The organism is Thalassovita taeanensis (assembly GCF_900110775.1).
Taxonomy (GTDB): Bacteria; Pseudomonadota; Alphaproteobacteria; order Rhodobacterales; family Rhodobacteraceae; genus Litorimicrobium; species Litorimicrobium taeanense.
In genome coordinates this window covers 201295-224072 of the sequence record NZ_FOEP01000001.1, presented here as the reverse complement: position 1 = coordinate 224072, position 22778 = coordinate 201295, and the positions used below count along the sequence as shown (strand labels likewise).

The window sequence follows — 22778 nt, the reverse complement described above, 5'->3', positions numbered from 1 at the left end:
GGGGCCCGGCAGACATGCCAAAAGCCCTCGTGTTGCAGCCCAATCAGGACCGCCTTCGTGGTTGCGCGCCGGATCCAGCTTACGGGCCTCTTGCCCTGCAAACCGCCGAAACGCTCCTCCCACGCGTGATTTTGGGAAAATACCGTGATGCCCTTTGACCGCGGATGTTGCCCTGTGGCAAACAACCATAGCGGCCCCTGCTCACGCGGCAGAGGGCATCTCTTGATGCAGCACATGACCCTTGTCGCGGCCAAAGTCAAGTCACAAGCACATATGCCGCCGCGTCCGCCGCGGCTCATTTGCGTCAAAATCGGTGGAAATGCCCGCGCCCAACAGCTACACCCACGCACAGGACGACGATCAGGAACAGGCCATGACCGACACAATCATCACGCGTTGCGAAGCCAAGGGCCTGCGCATGACAGACCAGCGCCGCACCATTGCCGCCGTCTTGCAGGACTCCGACGATCACCCCGATGTTGAGGAGCTGTACGCCCGCGCCAGTGCCAGCGATCCGCGCATTTCCATCGCCACCGTGTATCGCACCGTGAAGCTGTTCGAAGAGGCCGGGATTCTCGACAAACTGGAATTCGGTGATGGCCGCGCCCGGTACGAGGACGCCGACCGCGAACATCACGACCACCTGATCGACATGAACTCGGGCGAGGTGATCGAGTTCTGCGACCCCGAGATCGAAGCCTTGCAGGAAAAGATCGCCGAGAAGCTGGGGTATCGCCTGAAGGGGCATAAACTGGAACTTTACGGCGTGCCGATCAAAAAACCTGCGCGCGGCTGAACTCGCTTTACCATCTGGTCAAACCCGCCTAAGCGGAGGCCACAAGACCTGGTGAACGGACACCCCATGAACAACCTGCGCGGCATCTTCCTGGTCATCCTGTCCATGGCCTTTTTCTCGCTTGAGGACATGTTCATCAAGCGCATGACCGAAACGATCCCCACGGGACAGGTCATGGCCACGCTTGGCTTGGGCGGCGCGCTGGTATTCGGGCTTTTGGCCGCCCGGCAGGGCCAGCGACTGTTCGGTCCGGCCACCATTCGCAACGGCGCGCTTGCCCTGCGCACCCTGTCCGAGGGCTTTGCGGCGCTGTTTTTCATCACCTCGCTGTCGCTGGTGCCGATATCAACGGTATCAGCCGTGTTTCAGGCCACACCGCTGGCCATTACCCTTGGTGCAGCGGTGTTTCTGGGCGAACAAGTGGGCTGGCGGCGCTGGTCGGCGATCCTTTTGGGCTTTGTCGGCGTCTTGATCATCATCCGCCCCGGCATGACGGGGTTTCAACCCGCCTCGCTGTTTGTGTTGGGGGCCGTTGTGGCCATCGCGACCCGCGATCTGACCTCGCGCAGGCTGCCGCAGGCGATGTCTTCGACCGTCGTGTCCTTTTATGGTTTTGCGGCGATTGGCGTGGCCGGCCTGCCACTTTTGCTGATCACCGGCGCAACGCCGCAGGCGATGACCCTGGTGGACGTCGGCCAAATGGCCTGCGCGCTGGTGTTCGGGGTTCTGGGGTACTATGCCATCGTGTCTGCCACCCGCATGGGTGATGCGGCGGCCGTCACCCCGTTCCGCTATACCAGATTGATCTTTTCCATCGCGCTGGGGATGCTGGTGTTTGGCGAACGCCCCGATCTTCTGACCTATGTCGGCTCTGCACTGATTATCATCACCGGGCTCTATACGTTCCTGCGCGAACGCCGCGCCGCCGCCCGTCTGGTGCCAATGCTCGACGAATAAACAGACCAAAGCGCGCCAATTTCCGACCGTTTGCGCAAACGTCGGCTCAGGCCCTTTCCCTTGGGTCGTGGGCGCTCTAAAAGCGGCTCAACGGCCTTAGTCAACCCAAGGGAACAAAGCCCAATGAGCACCATTATCGACATCCACGCCCGCGAAATTCTTGATAGCCGCGGCAATCCCACCGTCGAGGTGGACGTGATCCTCGAAGACGGCACCATGGGCCGCGCCGCCGTGCCCTCGGGCGCCTCGACCGGCGCTTACGAGGCAGTCGAGCGCCGCGATGGCGACAAAAGCCGCTATATGGGCAAGGGCGTTCTGGAAGCCTGCGCCGCCGTCAACGGCGAAATCGCCGAAGAGCTGCTGGGCATGGACGTGACCGAGCAGGTCGCCATCGACATGGCGATGATCGAACTGGACGGCACCCCGAACAAAGCCCGCCTTGGCGCCAATGCCATCCTCGGCGTCTCCATGGCCTGTGCCAAAGCGGCCGCCGACTTCACCGCGCAGCCGCTGTACCGCTATATCGGCGGCACCTCGGCCCGCACCCTGCCGGTGCCGATGATGAACATCATTAACGGCGGCGAACATGCCGACAACCCGATCGACATTCAGGAATTCATGATCATGCCGGTCTCGGCCACCTCGATCCGCGAGGCTGTGCGCATGGGGTCCGAAGTGTTCCACACCCTGAAAAAAGAGCTGTCCGCCGCAGGTCTGTCCACCGGCATCGGCGACGAGGGCGGCTTTGCTCCCAACATCAGCTCTGCCCGCGACGCGCTTGATTTCATTCTGAAATCTATCGAAAAAGCAGGCTACAAACCGGGCGAGGATATCTATCTTGCGCTCGATTGCGCCGCCACTGAATATTACAAGGGTGGCAAGTACGAGCTGAAGGGCGAAGGCCTGTCGCTGACCTCCGAAGAAAACGTTGCCTATCTGGCGGCGCTGGTCGCGGATTACCCGATCATCTCGATCGAAGACGGTATGTCCGAGGATGACTGGGACGGCTGGAAAGCCCTGACCGAGGCGCTTGGCGACAAGATCCAACTGGTCGGCGACGATCTGTTCGTCACCAACCCCGAGCGTCTGGCCATGGGGATCGAGCGCGGCTGCGCCAACTCCATGCTGGTAAAAGTCAACCAGATCGGCACCTTGACCGAGACTCTTAAAGCGGTAGACATGGCGCATCGCGCCCGCATGACCAACGTGATGTCGCACCGCTCGGGTGAAACCGAGGACGCAACGATTGCCGATCTGGCCGTCGCCACCAACTGCGGTCAGATCAAGACCGGCAGCCTCGCGCGCTCTGACCGGCTGGCGAAATACAATCAGCTGATCCGCATCGAAGAGGCGCTTGGTGAAACCGCCGAATATGCCGGGCGTTCGATCCTGCGCTGAACCGCGCCCGACCTGACAAGAAAAACCCGTCGGCCCTCCGGCGGGTTTTTCTATTCATGACCCGGCAATGACGCTAACAATAGTCCGAGATTTACAAAACAGATCCGGGTATGATGTTTGAAGGTTCAGAAACGAAACTGATCACGCTACACGCCGATTTCATCGTCAAGCACCCCGGAAGTCTTGCGAAAGATCCCGCACCGACCGCGGCGCATGTTTATCAGGACGCTGTTACAGAGCTTCTTTCCGGTCATCGAATTCTGACCGCCACGGACTGGGCCCGCTCGTCAAACTCCAAATCTTTTCGGCCGCCGAACGATGACGACCGCAAAGCCCTGATCATCTCGATCAACGCGGCCATTGCAAAGCTCGACGAGGAACTCGTAAACCTTCTTCCCGACGGCGTCCCGTTCCTCGTTCTGTCCGACGTGGTGCTCAGCGTCCGCTTCGGCTGCGTGTCTGGCCGTGTCCAAAGGATCATACTGGTTGGTGGTTTCGTCACCGCGACCCTCTCCGCAGTGGCAACCGCGGATGGCGCGTGGCGCCAAGACTTTTTCACGCGCCCGAACGTCAGCACGACGTGCTCGGCGCACATTACCGGCCAAGCAGAAATCGCGCATCATATGCGAACCCAATTGCGGTATGAAAATCCATCGCTGCTGGACCCAAGCAACACAGCCTGCGTCGCCCTTAGACAAGGGGTCCTGCAATATTCAGGCGCCAGAAATCTAACAATCGATGGTCTCTACGGACCGGCCACAGCTCGGGCGGAAATCGAAATGGCAGCAAAGAACGGCGTTGAAAGTGACGACCTTCTACAACTCTACGCCATTCTGACCGAGGAGAAAAAAACAACAGGCAAACGCAAACGCAAGCATTGACCCGGCGCGCCCCGTCATGCGGCGCCCGTGATATGCATGCGTTGTGCATAGTTTGTGCATGCTTTGTGCAGGGGCATATCGCACCGAATGCCACCCGTGGCTGCCGACCGGATCATCGTGCACCTGCCCCTTATGCAGCGGCAACCGCCAGCCCGCAGGGCGCCAATAAAAGCCGCACGCAATAGGGTCGCATACAGGATCGGGGGCCGTTCCTCTCGACTTTCAGGGCGCGGGCTTTGACATGTCCGGCTGATCCGTCATTGCAACCTTGCCGAAAACCCGCTCCGCATTCCTTGTTTGCACGTCGCGGCGCGCGCCATGCTGGAAGGCAAGATACGGCTATCGCGCAGCATTACCCATCATATAGGCCACCAGCATCCGCGTAGAGCCATCCTTGCCATCTGCCGCCTCTTCTCCCGACAGGATTTGACCCAGCCCTGCCGCCAGTTCCTTGCCAAGCTCCACCCCCCATTGATCAAAGGAATTTATGCCCAAAATCACGCCTTCGACAAAAACCCGATGTTCATACAGCGCCACGATTTGCCCCAAACGGCGCGGCGTCAGACGATCATAGGCCAGCGTGGTCGAAGGACGGTTGCCCGGAAAAAACCGGTGCCGCGCCTGGCGTTCCAACTCGGCATCGTCAAAGCCCATATCCGAGATCATGGCGCGGGCCTGATCCAATGACCGCCCACGCATCAGCGCCTCGGATTGCGCCAGACAATTGGCCACCAACAGCGTGTGGTGATGCGCCAGATCCGGCTCATGGCCCTGCGCGCCAACCATAAATTCGCACGGTACGATCTCCATCCCCTGATGGATCAGCTGATAGAACGCGTGCTGGCCGTTGGTGCCCGGCTCGCCCCAGATCACAGGCCCGGACACCCGGTCCAGGTCGCTGCCATCCATTGCCACGCGCTTGCCGTTGCTTTCCATCTCCAGCTGCTGAAGATAGGCAGGCAGCCGTAGCAGCCGCTGTTCATAGGGCAGAACCGCCCGCGTGGCATAGCCCATCACCTGATGATGCCATAACCCTACCAGCGCCAGCAGCACCGGCAGGTTGTCCGCCAGCGCGGCCTCGCGGAAATGCGCGTCCATCGCGGCGCCGCCGCGCAGGAACGCGGTGAAATCCTCAGGCCCGATGGCGATCATCATGCTCAGCCCGATTGGCCCCCACATGGAATAGCGCCCGCCAACCCAATCCTCGAACCCGAACACCTGCTCGGGCGCGATACCGAAGGCCGCGGTATTTTCCTCGGCTGTAGAAAGCGCGACGAATTGCGCGCCGACATCGGCCACCTTGGCTGCCATCCAGTCGCGCGCGGTGGCGGCGTTGGTCATGGTTTCGCTCGTGGTGAAGGTCTTGGAGGCCACAATCACCAGCGTTGTTTCCGGGTTCAGCCCCCGCAGCGTGTCGGCGATATGCGCGCCATCCACGTTCGAGACGAAATGCACCCGCGGCCCATCATGATAAGGCGCCAACGCCAGCACACCCATCACCGGGCCCAGATCAGACCCGCCAATGCCGATATTGATCACATCGGTGATCTTGCCGCCCTGCGCGGAAAACGCGCCATCACGCACCGCCTGTGCAAACGTCGCCATGCGGGCCCGCGTTGCCAGAACCTCTGGCATCACGTCCTGCCCGCCCACCTTGATCACTGTTCCCTCAGGGGCACGCAGCGCGGTATGCAGCACGGCGCGGTCTTCGGTTATATTGATCAGATCGCCCCGAAACATCGCATCGCGCCGGGGTTCGACCTGCGCATCGCGCGCCAGCGCAACGAGCGCCGACAGTGTCGTTTCGTCAATATTTGTCTTGCTGAAATCAAATAGTAGCCCGTCAAATGTTCTTGAGAAAACCTGATCCCGATCATCCTTTTCAAATAGCTCCAGAATGTGCCGTGACCGGGCTTTTTCGCCCAGATCCGCCAGTCCGTTCCAATCCATTTTCACTCTGCCCAATGTACGATTGCGTAATCCAAAATAGCTGCGACCGGTGCTTCCTGCGGGGTCAGGTGCCGGGCGCGTTCCAGTGCATCGCGCTTGTCGTTCCCGGTGATCACCACGTGCAGCGAAAGCGCCTCGCGTAGAACCCGCGCGCTCAAGCTCAGCCGCTGATCTTCGGTCCCGTCCGCGCGCATCGGTATCAATATCGGCGCATGCGGATCCAGCGCCAGCCGCAGGTTGTCGCCCCTCGGAAACAACGACGCGGTGTGCATATCCGATCCCATCCCCAACAGCGCCACCGAAATCGGCAAACAGGGCCGCAAAGCAGCCTCCAGCTCGGGGATCGCCTGTTCTGCCTGGTCGGTCTGCGCATACATCGGCAACAGATGCGCCGCCGCGGCGCGCCCGACCAGCAACCGTTCGCGCAGCAACCGCGTGTTCGAGCGTGGGTGGTCGAGCGGCACCCAGCGCTCGTCGCTCAGCAGCACATCCACCCGGTCCCAGTCCAGATCCGCCGCACATAAGCTGTCGAATACCGGGCCGGGCGTTGTACCGCCGGGCACCACGAAGCTCGCCCGCTCCTCGTGCATCAACACGCCTGAAAGCTCGGCCGCCAGGCTGTTGGCCAGATCAATCGCCATCATCTCGCGGTCGGGATATTCAAGAAAGGTCATGCTCGTACCTCGCGCCACTTCCGCCCGTCGCGGTGCATCAGCGCCAGCGCTTCCTCGGGGCCGGAACTGCCCGACTCGTAAGCAATCGGGTCGTCGCCGCGCGTCTCCCAGCCTGCGATGATCGGATCGGTCCAGGCCCAGGCGGCCTCGACCTCGTCGCCGCGCATGAACAGCGTCTGATTGCCCCGCACCACGTCCATGATCAGCCGCTCATAGGCATCCGCCACATCCTCGGCGTCGGGTCCCAGCGCTTCGGTAAAGGTCATGTCCAGCGGCACGTCGATCAGCCGCATCCCGCCCGGCCCCGGCTCTTTGATTGTCACGTCCAGATCAATGCCCTCGTTGGGCTGCAACCGGATCGTCAGGATATTGCGGTGGCGCCCTGCCTCGGGTCCGAAAATCGAATGCGGGGTCGCTTTGAACACCACTGCAATCTCGCTGCTGCGGGCCTTAAGCCGCTTGCCGGTGCGCAGGTAAAACGGCGTGCCCGCCCACCGCCAGTTGCTGATGTGCACCTTCAGCGCGATGAAGCTTTCGGTGGTCGAATCCGTGGTTTCCACATGGTCCAGATAGCCCGGCTTGTCCCCCTCAGCGAGGTATTGCCCACGCACGATCTGATCCGGCAGAACCTCGTCCAACGCCCGGATCACCTTGAGCTTTTCATCGCGCACCGAGTCGGGTTCGAACTTGGCCGGCGGCTCCATCGCGATCAGGCACAGCAGCTGCATCAGGTGGTTCTGTACCATATCGCGCATCGCGCCCGAGCGGTCGTAATATTCACCGCGCCCACCAACGCCCACCGTTTCGGCCACGGTGATCTGGATGTGATCCACGTATTGGCTGTTCCACAGCGGCTCAAACAGCATGTTGCCGAAGCGGATCGCCATCAGATTCTGCACGGTTTCCTTGCCCAGATAGTGATCGATCCGGTAAATCTGACCTTCGTCGAAATGATCCGCCAAGGCCCGATTCAGCGCCTTCGCCGTGGACAGATCGCGGCCAAAGGGCTTTTCCACCACGATCCGGGTGTCGGAATCGGCCATTCCGTGTTCGTGCAGCTTTTCAGCCAGCGCCCCAAACAGGCTTGGCCCGACCGAGAAATAAAACGCCCGCACCCGTCCGTCATGCATTTTTGCGGCCAAATCAGCCCAGCCATTTTCGCCAAGCGCATCCAACGTTACATAGGACAAGATGCGCTGAAAAGCGGCGATCGTCCCCTCTTCGCAGCCGTGCCCATCGTTGAATTCAATCAACGCCTCGGCGACGAAAGCGCGGTAATCGACATCGTCCATCTCGGCGCGGGCGGCCCCGATGATCCGCGTGCCTTCCTGCATCTGACCCGCGCAAAAGCGGCGAAACAGGGCGGGCAGAATTTTGCGACGAGCCAGATCGCCAGTGCCGCCGAAGATCACCAGATCAAACGGGTCCACCGGAATAACGCGCGAAACCATACCATGTCCTTCGTTATACACCGGGCCCCTTGGGGGCATCAGGGCAACTTTACCATGCCCGGCCCGGTTCACAATGGTGTCAGGCGCAAAACCTGTGCTTCCAACAGGCCTATCTGCACGATAGCCTGCCTAGCAATCACCGAGGACTGATACCCCGCATGAAAGACACCAATACGCCCGCTGCCAATCAGGGAAAGTTTCGCAACCCCGACCTGACCGCAGATGGCCAGCCCCGCGCCCGCGTGCCGTTGAACAAGCCGCAAACGCTGTGGTTCAACACCGGGACGCTTTGCAATATTACCTGCGCCAATTGCTATATCGAAAGCTCGCCCAGCAATGATGCGCTGGTTTATCTGAGCGTATCCGAGGTGTCGGAGTATCTGAATCAGCTTGAGCATCGGGCCTGGGGTGTACGCGAGATCGGCTTCACCGGTGGTGAGCCCTTCATGAACCCCGAGATGATCGGCATGGCCCGCGCGGTGCTGGAGCGGGGGTACGACGTGCTGATCTTGACCAACGCCATGCTGCCGATGATGCGCCCGGCGATGCGCGACGGCATCGTGGCACTGAACGCAGCCTTCCCCGGAAAGCTAACATTGCGGGTGTCGCTGGATCACTGGGATGCCGCGCAGCATGACGCCGAGCGCGGTGCGGGAAGTTTTGACAAGACATTGGTCGGAATGGACTTTCTGCGCGACGCAGGCGTGCCGATGGCCGTGGCCGGCCGGGCGTTGTGGCACGAATCGGATGCGGCGGCGCGCGCGGGCTATGGGCGCCTGTTCCAGGCGCGATCCTATGCGATTGCGGCAAGCGATCCGGGGCAATGCGTGCTGTTCCCCGAAATGGACCTCACGGCCGAAGTGCCAGAGATCACCACCGCGTGCTGGGGCATTCTGAACAAGTCGCCCGACAGCGTGATGTGCGCGTCGTCTCGGATGGTGGTCAAACGCAAAGGTGCGGCGCGCCCGGCGGTTCTGGCCTGCACGTTGTTGCCCTATGATCCGCAGTTCGAACTGGGGGAAACCTTGGCACAGGCCGAGGGGGACGTGGCGCTGAACCACCCGCATTGCGCCAAGTTCTGCGTGCTGGGCGGGGCGTCCTGCTCTGCGTGACGCCACCTGAGGTGCGCAGTTCGGGGGCGCTGCCCCCCACGTTGAAAATCGGTGATTTTCAACACTCCCCCCGGAGTATTTTCATCAGAAAGAAGCCGCATATTTAAAGAGTTATGTGCCGCTGACGGTGCCGCCACCGACCAGCGCGCGCACGCCGGTGGTTGTGGGGCAGGATGTGGGCAGACCGCGTGCCACCCGCACGGCGAGATAGGCAAAGGCCTGCGCTTCCAGCATGTCACCGTTGAGGCCGACCGCTTCGACCGGATCGACCGGGCAATCGAGGCCTGCGCGCAGCATCTGCATCATCACCGGGTTATGCCGCCCGCCGCCGGTGACCAGCAGACGATCAGGCGGGGTTGGGCAATGCTCCATCGCTTGCATCACTGCGGCGGCGGCCATGCCGGTCATGGTGGCGGCGGCATCGGCGTCGGCAAGTTCGCGGACGAGATCAAGCATGTCTGAAAATGCGTCTCTGTCCAGTGACTTAGGCGGCATTTTGCGAAAATAGCCATCATCGAGGAACAGCTCCAGCGCACCTGCGACGACCTCGCCCGTGGCGGCCAGGGCGCCGTCTTTGTCGAAGGCCTGACCGCGCCGTTGCTGCATCAAATCGTTGAGTGGAGCGTTTGCCGGGCCGGTATCGAAGGCCAAAAGTGCGCCTTGGTCCTCGGGGCGGGTCTTGCGCGGATCGACCCAGGTCAGGTTGCCGACACCGCCAAGGTTCAGAAAACACAGAGGCATTTCGGCCCCGATCCACTTGGCGCAGGCGAAGTGGAAAAACGGTGCCAGCGGCGCGCCCTCGCCCCCCAGACGGACATCGTTGGTGCGAAAATCCCAAACCACTGGGCGCCCCAAAGCCTGCGCCAGACGCGCCCCGTCCCCGGCTTGATGCGTGCCGCGTCCGTGCGGATCATGTGCGAGGGTTTGACCGTGGAACCCGACCAGATCGTAGCCCTCGAACCCAGCCAGAGCCTCGAGATGTGCGTCTTCGACGAGGCGCGTCGCGGCCTGAATGTCATCGCCGGGCCACATGCCCAAAGCGCCGCGCAGGGTTGTCTGTTCTACGTCGGTATAACGTCGGTATTGCGTCGGTCCAAATGCCACGATCCGTTCGCCGTCGGTTTCCACCAACGCCGCATCGACCCCATCAAGCGAGGTCCCCGACATCGTGCCCAACGCCCGCACCACCTGCCCGTTCCACATCCGCATGTCCCCCGCAACAAAACCACCCGAAAAGCGGTTCCCACTTTTTCCAATGCACTCTATACAGTGCTCCGCAACGCTGTAAGGGACAAGAGCAATGACCTACCACCCCAAATCGGACTTCATGCGTGTCATGATCGAGCGCGGTTTTCTGGCCGATTGCACCGATTACCAGGGCCTCGACGAGGCGCTGAGCAAGGGTGTGGTGCCCGCCTATATCGGCTTTGATGCGACGGCGAAATCTTTGCATGTGGGCAGCCTGATTCAGATCATGATGCTGCGCTGGTTGCAAAAAACCGGGCACAAGCCGATCACCCTGATGGGCGGCGGCACCACCAAGGTAGGCGATCCGTCGTTCCGTGCGGATGAACGCCCGCTGCTGACGCCCGAACAGATCGACGCCAATATCGCGGGCATCAAACAGGTGTTTTCGGCCTATATCACCTATGGTGACGCGCCGACGGATGCCTTGATGCTGAACAATGCCGAATGGCTGGACGAGTTGAATTACCTGGATTTTCTGCGCGATATCGGGCGGCATTTTTCAGTCAACCGGATGCTGGCGTTTGAAAGCGTGAAATCGCGGTTGGACCGGGAGCAGTCACTGTCGTTCCTGGAATTCAACTATATGATTCTGCAGGCCTATGACTTTCTGGAGCTGAACAGGCGCTATGGCTGTTTGCTGCAGATGGGCGGATCGGATCAGTGGGGCAATATCGTCAACGGCATCGACCTGACCCGGCGGGTTCTGGACCATCAGATTTTCGGACTGACCTCGCCGCTGCTGACGACCAGCGACGGCAAGAAAATGGGCAAGTCGCAGAATGGGGCGGTCTGGCTGAACCCCGAGATGCTGAGCCCCTATGAGTTCTGGCAATTCTGGCGCAACACCACGGACGCGGATACGGGGCGTTTTCTGAAGCTCTATACCGAGCTTCCGGTCGAGGAATGCGACCATCTTGGGGCACTGGATGGGGCCGAGATCAACGCCGCCAAAATCATTCTGGCGAATGAGGTGACCACCCTGCTGCATGGGGCAGAGGCCGCTGCGGCCGCCGAAGCCACCGCGCGCGAGGTGTTTGAAAAGGGCGGTGTGGGTGACGATCTGCCGACGCTGGAGCTGAGCCGTGAGGAGCTGGGCGATGGCATTTCCATCGTGCAGTTGATCGTGCGCAGCGGGCTGGCCAAGACCGGGAAAGAGGCCAAGCGGCTGATTTCGGAAAACGGCGCGCGGATGGATGATGCGCCGCTGAGCGATGCCGGGCTGATGCTGGACGCCGCCGCGCTGGCGGAGCCGGTCAAGCTGAGTGCGGGCAAGAAACGCCACGCGCTGATCCGGCTGGCCGAGTGATGTGAGGTTAGAGGGGGCTGTCAGCCCCCGACGTTGAAAGCCTTCGGGCTTTCAACGCCTCCCCCGAGGATATTTTGAAAATGTGAAAATGGGGCTCAGCGGTTTTTCAGGGCCGCTGTCAGGATGCTGTGCACCAAGGCCGGATCGACATCGGCGGTCACGAATGCCTTGCCAATGCCGCGTGCCAGAATGAAACGCAGCTTGCCATCAACGACCTTTTTGTCCTGAGCCATGAGAGCAATCAGCCCGTCCGCATCTGGTAAATCACCTTGGATATCAGAAAGATCGACCTTGGTTTTCATGTCGCGCAGGTGGGCGCGAATGCGGCTTGGGTCTTCTTGCGCGCACAGGCCCATTTGCGCGCTCAGCTCGAACGCCAGCGCGCAGCCGATTGCCACGCCTTCGCCGTGCAGCAGCCGATCAGAATAGCCGGTAGCGGATTCCAGCGCATGGCAAAATGTGTGCCCGAGATTCAGCAGCGCGCGGTCGCCCTGTTCGGTTTCATCGCGTTGCACGATTTCGGCTTTCATCTGCACCGAGCGTTTGACAGCATAGATCCGTGCGGCCATATCACCTGCGGCAGCGCGTGAAGCATTGGCTTCAAGCCATTGAAAGAATTCAAAGTCCCCAAGGAGACCGTATTTGACGACTTCGCCGTATCCGGCGAGGAAATCGCGTTCGGTCAGCGTGCCAAGCACCTGCGTGTCGGCCAGCACCATTGACGGCTGATGAAAGGCGCCGATCAGGTTTTTGCCTTGCGGGGCGTTGATCCCGGTTTTGCCGCCAACCGAGCTGTCGACCTGTGCCAGCAGGCTGGTGGGCAGTTGCACGAACCGCACCCCGCGCCGCAATACGGCGGCGGCAAAGCCGACCAGGTCGCCGATGACGCCACCACCAAAGGCCACGACCACGTCGTTACGCTCGACCTTCTGTTCGAGCAACCATTCAACGGTTCGGGTGAAATGCGGCCAGCTTTTGGTCGCCTCTCCGGCGGGGAGTGTCAGGGAAACCATTTCAATACCAGCAGCTTGCAGGCCAGACTTAAGGCTTTCGAGGTGCAGGCGGGCCACGTTTTCATCGGTAACAACCGCCACGCGGGGGCGCCGCAGCAGCGGTGCGATCAGCGCGCCGGACTGGGCCAGAAGCCCCGGCCCGATATGAATGTCATAGGACCGCGCGCCCAGATCGACGTGAACGGTTTCCATCATGGTATTTTCTCCAACACATCCGGGCGGGTTTCCAGCGCTGCGATTACGCGTTCGGCCGTTTCCTCGATAGAAAATCGATCCTCGACAATCACTTGCAGGTCAGACTTCATATAGATAGGCGTGCGCTGTTCAAACAGGCCTGACAGGGTTGCGAACGGATCTGCCGTGCGCAGCAGCGGGCGGCTGTCCTTGTGCCGCACACGTTGCCACAGCAGCTTGAGGCCTGCGTTCAGCCAGACCGATACGCCTTTTTCAGAAATCATCTTCCGGTTGCGGTCTGCCAGAAACGCGCCGCCGCCGGTGGAGAGGATGCAGCATTCGGTGTCCAGCAACCGCTCGATCACCTGACTTTCCTTCTGGCGGAAAAAGGCTTCGCCGTCGCGGGTGAAAATCTCGGCGACGGACATGTTTGCCGCGGTTTCAATCTCGGCATCCGAATCGAGAAAGGGAACCTCTAGCCGGGCGGCCAAGGCCTTGCCCACGGCCGTTTTCCCTGCGCCCATCATCCCGACCAAAACGACAGTTTTCTTCAATTCCCAGCTCATGCCGCGCCCAATTCGGCCATCCTCTGCCGTTTTTTGAATTTCACGACTGAATGACGTGATCTTATCGAAAAGGCCAGTTATAAGTTCAGGAAAATCACCATGAACGGGCAGTTGACCATGGGGCGCATCATCAAATGGCTTTTTATTCTGGCGATTCTGGCGGTGATTGCGCTGGCGGTCTATGCCTATCTCGGGCCGTTTCTGGGGGCTGATTTTTCCGCCCCGCAGCAGGAGATCCGGCAATCGGTGGTATTGGATGCGGGCTAGCCTGGCGGTTCTGGCGTTTTGGCCCGCTGCGGCATTGGCCGGGCCACCGCTGTCTGCAATTGACTGGTTGAACGACCCGGCGTTGGCGCCGGTGGTGCAACATGCTGCGCCACAAACCGGCGCAACGCAGGCCGAACCGCCGGTGACCGATACCGCAACAAGCCCAAGTGTCGACGTTTCGACGCTGGATCAGCCCGCGCCCGATTCAGTTGGGTTATTGTCCTCTTCCATGACGGGGCTGCCGGTCACGCTGTGGCAATCCAGTCAGGCGGGCGAGTTGGCGGATCTTCTGCGCGCGCAAAAGGTTGATGACCTGCCCGCGATGCAGTCGCTGCTTTATACCCTGCTGCTGACCGAAGCCGAAGCGCCGCAAGGATCGGGCCCAAGCAGCCGGTTTCTGCTGGCGCGGCTGGACAGCCTGATGGCTTTGGGCGCGGTGGAGCCGGTGCAGGCGCTGCTGGACCGGGCCGGGGCAACGACGCCCGCGTTATTTTCGCGCTGGTTCGATGCCACGCTGCTGACCGGAGATGAAGATCAGGCCTGTGCGGCCCTGATGCGCGCGCCGCATCTTGCGCCATCCTATGCGGCGCGGGTGTTTTGCACCGCGCGCAGCGGCGATTGGATGACCGCCGCGCTGACGCTGGATACCGCACGCGTGCTGGGCTTTGTTTCCACCCAGGAAGACGCGCTTTTGTCGCGGTTCCTTGACTCGGACCTGTTCGAGGCCGAGCCGCTGCCGCACCCGCCGGTGCGCCCCTCGCCGTTGATTTTCCGGCTGCGCGAAGCAATTGGCGAGCCGATGCCCACCGCCCCGCTGCCGCGCGCTTTTGCGGTGGCTGATCTGCGTGGCACGGTCGGTTGGAAGGCCAAGATCGAAGCAGCCGAGCGGTTGGCGCGCACCGCCGCGCTGGCCGATAACCGCTTGCTGGGGATCTATTCCGAGCGTCTGCCGGCCGCGTCGGGCGGGATCTGGGACCGGGTCGAGGCGGTGCAGAGGTTCGACACCGCCATCAAAGCGGGCGATCCCGGCGCCGCCGCGCGGGTGTTGCCGCAGGTCTGGGTGGCGATGCAGGCCGCGCGGCTGGAGGCGCCGTTTGCCCGGCTGTTCGCCGACGCCCTGCTGCGCCTGCCGCTGACCGGCGCTGCCGCTGAAACCGCCTATCGCATCGCGCTGCTGTCGCCGGGATATGAGGCCGCAGCGAAAGCCAAGGGCGCGAGCCTGCCGCAGATGGCGTTTCTGACCTCATTGGCGCAGGGGCAGCCGCTGAGCCCGTCGGCGTCGCCCACCGCGACCGAGCGCGCCATTCAGGACGCGTTCGCCAGCACCGTCGCGCCCGCGACGTTTGCCCGCGACTTGCAGGATGGCAAGCTGGGCGAGGTGATCTTGCGGGCGATGCTGCTGTATCAACAAGCGGTGCGGGGCGAGACAAAAGAGCTGGTTCCGGCGCTGTCGACCTTTCGCGCGCTTGGGCTGGAGGACATGGCACGCCAAGCCGCGCTGCAAATTCTGCTTCTGATGCGAGGCGTTTGATGAAAGATATCAATTGGATATCCGCCTTTCTTGAAGCACAGGCCGCCGAGTTGGGCGCCGCACATAACACGCTTCTGGCCTATGCCCGTGATCTGAAGGATTTTGCCGGTTGGGCGGCGGATCAGGGCCTTGGGTTTGACGAGATCGCAAAAGCGCAGATCGAATCCTATCTGGTGCATTGCGACGCGCAGGGCCTTGCGAAATCCACACGCGCGCGGCGGCTGTCCGCGATCCGGCAGTTGTTTCGGTTTGCCTTTGACGAGGGGCTGCGCCCCGACAATCCGGCGATCCAGATCAGCGGGCCGGGCCGCGACAAGCGCCTGCCGAAAACACTGTCGGTGATCGAGGTTGACCGCTTGCTGGACGCTGCCCGCACCCACGGCCGCAGCCCCGCCGACCGGCTGCGCAACACCTGCCTGATGGAGTTGCTGTACGCCACCGGGATGCGCGTGACCGAGCTGGTGTCGCTGCCGGTCGCGGCGGCGCGCGGCGACCCGAGGATGCTGCTGATCACCGGCAAGGGCGGCAAGGAGCGCATGGTGCCGCTGTCGCCGCCTGCCCGCGCAGCGCTTGGCGTCTGGCTGGCCGAGCGTGACAGCGCCGAGGACAAGGCCCGCCAGAAAGGCGCCCCGCCGTCGCGCTTTTTGTTCCCCAGCCGGGGCAAGGCCGGGCATCTGACGCGGCACCGGTTTTTCCAGATGATCAAAGGCTTTGCGGTTGAGGGCGGCGTTTCGCCCGACAAGGTCACGCCGCACACGCTGCGCCATGCCTTTGCGACGCATCTTTTGGCGAATGGGGCTGATCTACGCTCGATCCAGACGCTGCTGGGGCATGCGGATGTCGCCACGACCGAGATTTACACCCATGTGCTTGAGGAGCGGCTGAAAGAGCTGGTGCTGGAGCATCATCCGCTGGCCAAAGACCCGCCGCGCACCTGAGCGCACAGGAAAAATCGCGCGCGGGATCGGGCCGTTGCCGCGCATGGTCCCTTGATTGCCGCCCGGCATCCCCCCATAACCCTCGCGAACGCACAGGAAAATGAACGCTATGGAACCTGCAACGACTGTTCTTGACGGAGCCTTTTGGATGACGGCGGCGGCGATAGTTCTGCTACTGGTTTTGTCTGGGTTTTTCTCGGGCTCGGAAACCGCGCTGACGGCAGCGTCGCGCGGCAAGCTGCGGGCGCAGGCTGACAAGGGCTCGACCGGGGCGGCGCGGGCGCTGGCGATCACCGAGGACAACGAGCGGCTGATCGGATCGGTCCTGCTGGGCAACAACCTTGTGAATATCCTCGCGACCTCGCTGGCGACAGCGCTGTTCACGCGGGCCTTTGGCGAAAGCGGTGTGGCGCTGGCGACGCTGGTGATGACGCTGCTGGTTCTGATCTTTGCCGAAGTGCTGCCGAAAACCTATGCGATCACCAATGCCGAAACGGCCGCCGCGCGGGTTGCGCCGCTGATCCAGGCAGTGATCACGGTGTTTTCGCCCATGGTGAACGCGGTGCGCTGGCTGGTGCGCGGGGTGCTGCGGCTGTTTGGTGTGCAAGCCGATCCCGACAGTCAGATTCTGGCGGTGCGCGAAGAGATCGCGGGCGCGCTTTATCTGGGCCATTCCGAGGGCGTGGTCGAAAAAGAAGACCGCGACCGTATCCTTGGGGCGCTGGATCTGGGCGAGCGCGCGGTGGAAGAAATCATGCTGCACCGCAGTCAGATCGAGATGATCAATGTCGACAGCGACCCTGAAACCCTGTTGAAACAATGTCTTGAGAGCAATCACACGCGGCTTCCTGTGTTCAAGGACAACCCGGATAATATCGTTGGCGTGGTCCATGCCAAAGATCTGCTGCGCGGGATGCACCGGATGGCGTTCGGGGCCGAAGCCTCGGCGCAGGGGATGCGCGACTTCAAGATTTTGGACGTGGCGATGCCGCCCTATTTCATTCCCGACACCACGACGCTGGACGATCAGATGCGGCAATTCCTGCGCCGCCGGACACATTTCGCGCTGGTGGTGGATGAATACGGCAGCCTTGAGGGGCTGATCACGCTGGAGGACATTCTGGAAGAGATCGTGGGCGAGATCACTGATGAATTCGACCCCGACGCCGATATGGCGATCCAGAAAAGCAAGGACGGGCATTTCCTGATCGACGGGGCAATGACGATCCGCGACCTGAACCGCGCCACCGATTGGAGCCTGCCGGATGACGAAGCCAATACTGTAGCCGGTCTGGTGATTCACGAGGCGCAGATGATCCCCACCGTGGGGCAAGTGTTTTCGTTTCACGGATTCCGGTTTGAGGTAACGGGTCGCAAGGACAACCGGATCACCAACTTGAAGATCCGGCCGCTCTGAGCCGCGCTGTCGGAGCCTCCGGCGGGATATTTTGAAAATGTGAAGGGTTGGCGGGCTCAGGCCCGCAGGCGTTTTCCTTCGGGGTCGAAGGGGGGCTGTGCCAGAATGCGGGCCTTGTGCGGGCGACCGAGGATCATCACCTCGACCGTATCGCCGGGGGTGGCGGTTTTGACATATCCCAGCGCCAGTGACGTGCCGACGGAATAGCCATAGGTGCCGGAAGTCACGCGGCCAATGCCCTGCCCGTCCTTGAAGATCGGCTCGCCGCCGGTGGCGTCGGCCTGATCGACCTTGATGTCCAGAATAACCAGCGTTTCGCGGGCGGGTTTAGCCATGACCTCGGCGGCGGCGTCGCGGTTGAGGAAGGGTTTATCGAGCTTGACCAGCCGGTCCAGTCCGACCTCTTGTGGCCAGTATTCGGGGCTGTATTCGCGGCCCCACGAGCCATAGCCCTTTTCGATGCGCAGCGACATCAATGCACGGCTTCCAACCGGCCCGGCACCGAAGGGTTCGCCCGCCTTCAGTAGGGCTGCGTAAAGCCGGGGTTGATCGGCGGTGCCGCAGTGCAGTTCCCAGCCCAGATCGCCGGTGAACGAGACCCGCAGCGCCATCACCTTGATACCGTCGATGTCGATCCGGCGGCTGGCCATGAAGGGGAAATCAACAGTATCCAGCGAAGCGGTGGTGAGCGGCGCCAGCATGTCGCGTGATCGTGGCCCGGCGACATTGAAGCCGCAAATACTGTCGGTCAGACTGTTGAATGTGGTGCCCTGCGGCAGCGGCACCTGCTTGAAATAGCGCTGGTGATAGCGTTCGGCCATGCCCGATCCGATCACCCAGAATTCATCGTCGGCCAGACGGGTCACGGTGAAATCCCCGGCAATGCCGCCACGTTTCGAGATCAGCGGCGTCAGGCAGGACCGGCCCACGGCGCGCGGCATCTGGTTGGCGAAAACCGCGTTCAGCCAATCCTCGGCCCCAGGCCCTTTGACGCGGTATTTGGCGAAGTTGGAGATGTCGATGATCCCGGCGGCCTGCCGCAGCATCTGCGCCTCGTGGCCCACCGGAGCGAACCAGTTCTGCCGGGTGAAGCCGTTGGTTTCCTGAGTGTCGGGGGTGTCAGAGAACCAAAGCGGGTGTTCCCATCCAGTGTTCAGGCCAAAGACCGCGCCAATTTCGCGCTGGAGCTGATAGATCGGGCGGGTGCGCGCCGGGCGGCCAGCGCTGCGTTCTTCGTTGGGGAAATGGATTTTGAACCGGTGGGCATATTGATCCTGCACGCGGGCGCGGGTGAAGGCCTTGTCGGCCCAATCGCCGAACCGCGCCATATCCCAGGCGAACATGTCATAGCGGGTTTCGCCCTGAATGACCCATTCCGCCGCCAGCAATCCCATGCCGCCCGATTGGCTGAACCCCGGAATGATGCCGTTGCAGCAGAAATAATTCGACAGTTCAGGCACCGGGCCAAACAACACGTTGCTGTCGGGCGACCAAATCATCGGGCCATTGATCACCCGCTTGATGCCTGCCGCGCCCACTGCGGGCACCCGCGCGATGGCGCGCAGCATGTTTTCCTCGATCCGGTCCAGATCATCGGCGAAAAGCTCGTGACCGAAGCCCGGCGGCGTGGTGTCTTCGGCCCAGAAGCGCATGTCGCGTTCATAGGCGCCGACCAGCAGGCCCTTGCCCTCTTGCCGCAGGTAATATTCGCCGTCGCGGTCCGCCACCGACGGCAGCCGCCGGTCGAGTGCGGCGATTTCGGCAATGGTTTCGGTCACGAAATACTGATGCTCGGTCGGCATCAAAGGCAGGGTCAGCCCGGCCATCGCGGCAACCTCGCGGCCCCACAGCCCGGCGGCGTTGATCACCCATTGGGTGTGAATATCGCCCTTGGGCGTGCGCACGACCCACGTGCCGTCGGGTTGCTGTTCGGTGGCGGTTACGGGGGTGAAGCGGTGAATTTCGGCGCCGCGCGCCCGTGCGCCGATGGCATAGGCGTTGGTCACGCCAGAGGGATCGACATTGCCGCCATCGGGTTCATACATGATGCAGCGGATGCCGTCGAAATCGACCAACGGGTGCAGGCGCTCGGCCTCGTCGCGGGTCACCTCGTGGAAATTCATCCCGTAAAGCTTGGCCTTGGCCGCCTGAAGCCGCAGCTGGTGTTCACGGTCCTCGGTCTGCGCCAGATAGAGCGAGCCGGGTTGGAACACGCCGCAGCCCTGCCCGGTTTCCTGCTCCAGTTCCTTGTACAGGTTCATCGTGTAGTGCTGAATGCGACTGATATTGGTGCTGTCATGCAACCCGTGAATATTCGCCGCCGCGTGCCAGGTAGAGCCTGATGTCAGCTCGTCACGTTCGAGCAGCATCACGTCGGACCAGCCCAGCTTGGCCAGATGATACAGGATCGAGCAGCCGATGACGCCACCACCGATGACAACTGCCTGAGCATGGGTTTTCATATTGCACTTCCTGCTATGACCTTTGGCTCAGATTGAGCCAGAGCCAACCCCGCGAATTGCCCGATCCCGACATGCCGCGTCGGTCCCGGACCATTTCGGAGAAATCCCTATTGCGACAGGAAATGTCGTGAAATGACTTGCCGTTTGCCCGCACCGGCGCGACGCTCGACCAAACTTGCAAGCGGAGGCCTGCCATGAAAACCACCACCCGTGTTGTCGTTATTGGCGGAGGCGTCGTTGGCTGCTCCGTGCTTTATCACCTGACCAAGCTGGGCTGGTCCGACGTGATGCTGCTGGAGCGGTCGGAGTTGACCAGCGGATCAACCTGGCACGCGGCGGGCGGGTTTCACACGCTGAACGGCGATACCAATATGGCGGCGCTTCAGGGCTATACCATCCGGCTGTACAAAGAGCTGGAAGAGATCACCGGCATGTCGTGCGGGCTGCATCATGTTGGTGGCATCACGCTGGCCGACAATCGCGACCGGTTTGACATGCTGTTGGCTGAACGCGCCAAGCACCGCTATATGGGGCTGGAGACCGAGATCATCTCCCCCGAAGAGATCGCCAAGATCGCCCCGATCACCAATCTGGATGGCATCATTGGCGCGCTTTATGATCCGCTGGACGGGCATCTTGACCCTTCGGGCACCACGCACGCCTATGCCAAGGCCGCGCGGATGGGTGGCGCGACGATCGAAACCCACTGCATGGTAAAAGAGACCAACCAGCGCCCCGATGGCACGTGGGATGTGATCACCGACAAGGGCACGATCCATGCCGAACATGTGGTCAATGCCGGTGGGCTTTGGGCGCGCGAGGTTGGCGCGATGGCCGGGGTGTATTTCCCGCTGCACCCGATGGAGCACCAATATGTCGTCACCGACGACATTCCGACGATCTATGAACGCGACAGCGAACACCCGCATGTGATGGACCCAGCGGGCGAAAGCTATCTGCGGCAAGAAGGCCGCGGGCTGTGCATCGGGTTCTACGAACAACCCTGTCGGCCCTGGGCAGTAAAGGGCACGCCGTGGAATTTCGGGCATGAACTGCTGCCCGATGATTTCGACAAGATCGAAGACAGTATCGCCTTTGCCTATAAGCGCTTCCCGGTGTTGGAAACGGCGGGCATCAAATCGGTAATCCACGGGCCGTTCACCTTTGCCCCCGATGGCAATCCACTGGTCGGGCCGGTGCCCGGATTGCGCAATTACTGGTCCGCCTGCGCGGTGATGGCCGGGTTCAGCCAGGGCGGCGGTGTCGGCCTGATGCTGGCGCAGTGGATGATCGAGGGCGAGACCGAGCGTGACACCATGGCGATGGATTGCGCCCGCTTCGGCGACTGGATCACGCCCGGCTATACCCGCCCGAAAGTCATTGAAAACTATCAAAAACGGTTCTCTGTCAGCTATCCGAACGAGGAACTGCCCGCCGCCCGCCCGCTGCGCACAACGCCGATGTATGATGTTTTCGAGGGCATGGGCGCAGTCTGGGGCGCGCAATATGGGTTGGAGGTGCCAAATTATTTCGCCACCGGCGACGAGCCGTCGTTTGAAACCCCGTCGTTCCGCCGCTCCAACGCCTTTGCCGCCACCGCGCGCGAGGTCAAAGCGGTGCGCGAGGCCGTCGGCATCAACGAAGTGCAGAATTTCGGCAAATATCTTGTCACCGGGCCGGGTGCGCGTGACTGGCTGGACCGCATCATGGCGGGGCGCATCCCCAAGCCGGGGCGGTTGTCACTGTCGCCGATGCTATCGGACAGCGGGCGGATCATCGGCGATTTCACCATCTCTTGTCTCGGACCCGACGCGTATCAATTGACCGGATCATATGGCGCGCAAGCCTTTCACATGCGCTGGTTCGAACAGCACGAAGCCGCTGATGTCACGGTGGAAAACATCTCGGACCGGCTGACCGGGTTTCAGATCGCCGGGCCAAACGCCCGCAAGGTCTTGCAATCCTGCACGCTTGAGGATGTATCGGACATCGCATTCATGGATCTGCGCAAACTGACGCTGGGCATGGTCGATTGTCTGGTGCAGCGGGTCAGCTATACCGGCGATCTGGGATTTGAAATCTATTGCGATCCGATGGCACAGCGCGCGCTTTGGTCGGCGCTGTGGCAGGCGGGGCAACCGCATGGGATGACCCCGTTTGGGATGCGCGCGATGATGTCGCTGCGGCTGGACAAGTTCTTCGGCGGCTGGATGCGAGAGTTTTCGCCCGACTACACCCCCGCCGAAACTGGGCTGGATCGGTTCATCAGCTTCAAGAAACCCGCCGATTTCATTGGTCGTGCTGCAGCCGAAGCCGAACGCGCGACGCCGCCCGCGCGACAGCTTTGCGCGTTCGAGGTGGACGCGACCGAGACCGACGTCTCGGCCTATGAACCGATCTGGCTGGATGGCGCGGTGGTGGGGTTCTGCACCTCGGGCGGCTATTCGCACCATGCGGGAAAATCCATCGCGCTTGGCTTTGTGCCGCGTGATCGCGCCACCGAAGGGCTTGCGGTCGAGATTGAGATCCTTGGCGAAAAGCGCCCCGCCACGCTGATCACGACGCCGTTGTTTGATGCCGATGGGGCGCGGATGCGCGGAAGTTAATTGCGCCTGCGCGGTCCTGTCGTCATGCTGA

At 61.7% G+C, this 22778-nt stretch carries 18 protein-coding genes; 11 read left to right on the top strand and 7 right to left on the bottom strand.

Features of this window, described 5'->3' with window-relative positions; translation table 11 throughout:
* Positions 1–373 precede the first annotated feature (373 nt).
* The 4 genes from BSF79_RS00995 to BSF79_RS00980 all read left to right on the top strand — a co-directional run bounded on the left by BSF79_RS00995 (position 374) and on the right by BSF79_RS00980 (position 4032).
* Complete coding sequence (locus BSF79_RS00995) at positions 374–796, top strand: Fur family transcriptional regulator (protein WP_090267832.1); 423 nt, start codon at positions 374–376, stop codon at positions 794–796.
* A 66-nt stretch (positions 797–862) separates the two neighbouring features.
* Positions 863–1753, top strand: coding sequence for a DMT family transporter (locus BSF79_RS00990; protein ID WP_090267040.1), 891 nt, complete (start codon positions 863–865; stop codon positions 1751–1753).
* 123 nt (positions 1754–1876) lie between these two features.
* Positions 1877–3151, top strand: a complete 1275-nt coding sequence (gene eno / locus BSF79_RS00985; RefSeq protein ID WP_090267037.1) for a phosphopyruvate hydratase — start codon at positions 1877–1879, stop codon at positions 3149–3151.
* 110 nt (positions 3152–3261) lie between these two features.
* A complete protein-coding gene (locus tag BSF79_RS00980) occupies positions 3262–4032 on the top strand; it encodes a hypothetical protein (RefSeq protein ID WP_090267033.1) in 771 nt (256 codons plus the stop codon).
* Between the two features lie 339 nt (positions 4033–4371).
* On the opposite strand, the gene pgi is transcribed toward BSF79_RS00980, so the two are convergent.
* From pgi to zwf, 3 genes are read right to left on the bottom strand one after another with little or no spacing between them, the layout of a single operon-like run.
* The gene (pgi, locus tag BSF79_RS00975) at positions 4372–5982 is read right to left on the bottom strand and encodes a glucose-6-phosphate isomerase (RefSeq protein ID WP_090267029.1); all 1611 of its coding nucleotides are present in this window, start codon (positions 5980–5982) and stop codon (positions 4372–4374) included.
* A gap of 2 nt (positions 5983–5984) precedes the next feature.
* Entirely contained in the window at positions 5985–6656 is a 672-nt protein-coding gene (gene pgl / locus BSF79_RS00970; protein WP_090267025.1) for a 6-phosphogluconolactonase, read from the bottom strand.
* Positions 6653–8107 (bottom strand): glucose-6-phosphate dehydrogenase, encoded by a 1455-nt coding sequence (zwf, locus tag BSF79_RS00965; protein ID WP_090267023.1) that lies wholly within the window; start codon positions 8105–8107, stop codon positions 6653–6655. Before zwf ends, pgl begins: the two co-directional genes overlap by 4 nt.
* Positions 8108–8265: 158 nt before the next feature.
* Between zwf and BSF79_RS00960 the strand changes: the two genes are divergently transcribed.
* Positions 8266–9219, top strand: coding sequence for a radical SAM protein (locus tag BSF79_RS00960; RefSeq protein WP_090267018.1), 954 nt, complete (start codon positions 8266–8268; stop codon positions 9217–9219).
* 111 nt (positions 9220–9330) lie between these two features.
* Here the strand turns inward: BSF79_RS00960 and BSF79_RS00955 are convergent, their stop codons facing one another.
* Positions 9331–10428, bottom strand: coding sequence for an anhydro-N-acetylmuramic acid kinase (locus BSF79_RS00955; RefSeq protein ID WP_425443225.1), 1098 nt, complete (start codon positions 10426–10428; stop codon positions 9331–9333).
* Between the two features lie 91 nt (positions 10429–10519).
* On the opposite strand from BSF79_RS00955, the gene tyrS reads away from it, so the two are divergent.
* On the top strand, positions 10520–11773 hold the full coding sequence (gene tyrS, locus BSF79_RS00950) for a tyrosine--tRNA ligase (protein ID WP_090267006.1): 1254 nt from the start codon (positions 10520–10522) through the stop codon (positions 11771–11773).
* Between the two features lie 95 nt (positions 11774–11868).
* On the opposite strand, the gene aroB is transcribed toward tyrS, so the two are convergent.
* Positions 11869–12981: a 3-dehydroquinate synthase gene (gene aroB / locus BSF79_RS00945; protein WP_090267003.1), complete on the bottom strand. Its 1113-nt coding sequence runs from the start codon at positions 12979–12981 to the stop codon at positions 11869–11871.
* On the bottom strand, positions 12978–13526 hold the full coding sequence (locus BSF79_RS00940; protein WP_090266999.1) for a shikimate kinase: 549 nt from the start codon (positions 13524–13526) through the stop codon (positions 12978–12980). The genes aroB and BSF79_RS00940 overlap by 4 nt, the downstream gene beginning before the upstream one ends.
* Before the next feature lie 99 nt (positions 13527–13625).
* On the opposite strand from BSF79_RS00940, the gene BSF79_RS19665 reads away from it, so the two are divergent.
* The 4 genes from BSF79_RS19665 (at position 13626) to BSF79_RS00925 (ending at position 17679) form a co-directional block, all read left to right on the top strand.
* Positions 13626–13793 carry a hypothetical protein gene (locus BSF79_RS19665; RefSeq protein WP_175545218.1) on the top strand — a complete coding sequence of 56 codons (168 nt, stop codon included), beginning with the start codon at positions 13626–13628 and terminating at the stop codon, positions 13791–13793.
* The gene (locus BSF79_RS00935) at positions 13783–15324 is read left to right on the top strand and encodes a hypothetical protein (protein ID WP_090266996.1); all 1542 of its coding nucleotides are present in this window, start codon (positions 13783–13785) and stop codon (positions 15322–15324) included. Before BSF79_RS19665 ends, BSF79_RS00935 begins: the two co-directional genes overlap by 11 nt.
* Complete coding sequence (locus tag BSF79_RS00930; RefSeq protein WP_090266992.1) at positions 15324–16262, top strand: site-specific tyrosine recombinase XerD; 939 nt, start codon at positions 15324–15326, stop codon at positions 16260–16262. The genes BSF79_RS00935 and BSF79_RS00930 overlap by 1 nt, the downstream gene beginning before the upstream one ends.
* Positions 16263–16371: 109 nt before the next feature.
* Complete coding sequence (locus BSF79_RS00925) at positions 16372–17679, top strand: HlyC/CorC family transporter (protein ID WP_090266989.1); 1308 nt, start codon at positions 16372–16374, stop codon at positions 17677–17679.
* A 56-nt stretch (positions 17680–17735) separates the two neighbouring features.
* On the opposite strand, the gene BSF79_RS00920 is transcribed toward BSF79_RS00925, so the two are convergent.
* Positions 17736–20141, bottom strand: a complete 2406-nt coding sequence (locus tag BSF79_RS00920) for a GcvT family protein (protein ID WP_090266985.1) — start codon at positions 20139–20141, stop codon at positions 17736–17738.
* 194 nt (positions 20142–20335) lie between these two features.
* Between BSF79_RS00920 and BSF79_RS00915 the strand changes: the two genes are divergently transcribed.
* Entirely contained in the window at positions 20336–22747 is a 2412-nt protein-coding gene (locus tag BSF79_RS00915; protein ID WP_090266982.1) for a GcvT family protein, read from the top strand.
* Positions 22748–22778 lie beyond the last annotated feature (31 nt).

Excerpts from the sequence above, each read along its gene's own strand:
- BSF79_RS00940 (WP_090266999.1), bottom strand. The coding sequence starts at position 13,526 with ATGAGCTGGGAATTGAAGAAAACTGTCGTTTTGGTCGGGATGATGGGC.
- pgl (WP_090267025.1), bottom strand. The coding sequence starts at position 6,656 with ATGACCTTTCTTGAATATCCCGACCGCGAGATGATGGCGATTGATCTG.
- BSF79_RS00930 (WP_090266992.1), top strand. The coding sequence starts at position 15,324 with ATGAAAGATATCAATTGGATATCCGCCTTTCTTGAAGCACAGGCCGCC.
- BSF79_RS00935 (WP_090266996.1), top strand. The coding sequence starts at position 13,783 with ATGCGGGCTAGCCTGGCGGTTCTGGCGTTTTGGCCCGCTGCGGCATTG.
- BSF79_RS00980 (WP_090267033.1), top strand. The coding sequence starts at position 3,262 with ATGATGTTTGAAGGTTCAGAAACGAAACTGATCACGCTACACGCCGAT.
- BSF79_RS00990 (WP_090267040.1), top strand. The coding sequence starts at position 863 with ATGAACAACCTGCGCGGCATCTTCCTGGTCATCCTGTCCATGGCCTTT.
- eno (WP_090267037.1), top strand. The coding sequence starts at position 1,877 with ATGAGCACCATTATCGACATCCACGCCCGCGAAATTCTTGATAGCCGC.
- BSF79_RS00995 (WP_090267832.1), top strand. The coding sequence starts at position 374 with ATGACCGACACAATCATCACGCGTTGCGAAGCCAAGGGCCTGCGCATG.
- BSF79_RS00925 (WP_090266989.1), top strand. The coding sequence starts at position 16,372 with ATGGAACCTGCAACGACTGTTCTTGACGGAGCCTTTTGGATGACGGCG.
- pgi (WP_090267029.1), bottom strand. The coding sequence starts at position 5,982 with ATGGATTGGAACGGACTGGCGGATCTGGGCGAAAAAGCCCGGTCACGG.
- BSF79_RS00915 (WP_090266982.1), top strand. The coding sequence starts at position 20,336 with ATGAAAACCACCACCCGTGTTGTCGTTATTGGCGGAGGCGTCGTTGGC.
- BSF79_RS00960 (WP_090267018.1), top strand. The coding sequence starts at position 8,266 with ATGAAAGACACCAATACGCCCGCTGCCAATCAGGGAAAGTTTCGCAAC.
- BSF79_RS19665 (WP_175545218.1), top strand. The coding sequence starts at position 13,626 with ATGAACGGGCAGTTGACCATGGGGCGCATCATCAAATGGCTTTTTATT.
- BSF79_RS00955 (WP_425443225.1), bottom strand. The coding sequence starts at position 10,428 with ATGCGGATGTGGAACGGGCAGGTGGTGCGGGCGTTGGGCACGATGTCG.
- zwf (WP_090267023.1), bottom strand. The coding sequence starts at position 8,107 with ATGGTTTCGCGCGTTATTCCGGTGGACCCGTTTGATCTGGTGATCTTC.
- aroB (WP_090267003.1), bottom strand. The coding sequence starts at position 12,981 with ATGATGGAAACCGTTCACGTCGATCTGGGCGCGCGGTCCTATGACATT.
- tyrS (WP_090267006.1), top strand. The coding sequence starts at position 10,520 with ATGACCTACCACCCCAAATCGGACTTCATGCGTGTCATGATCGAGCGC.
- BSF79_RS00920 (WP_090266985.1), bottom strand. The coding sequence starts at position 20,141 with ATGAAAACCCATGCTCAGGCAGTTGTCATCGGTGGTGGCGTCATCGGC.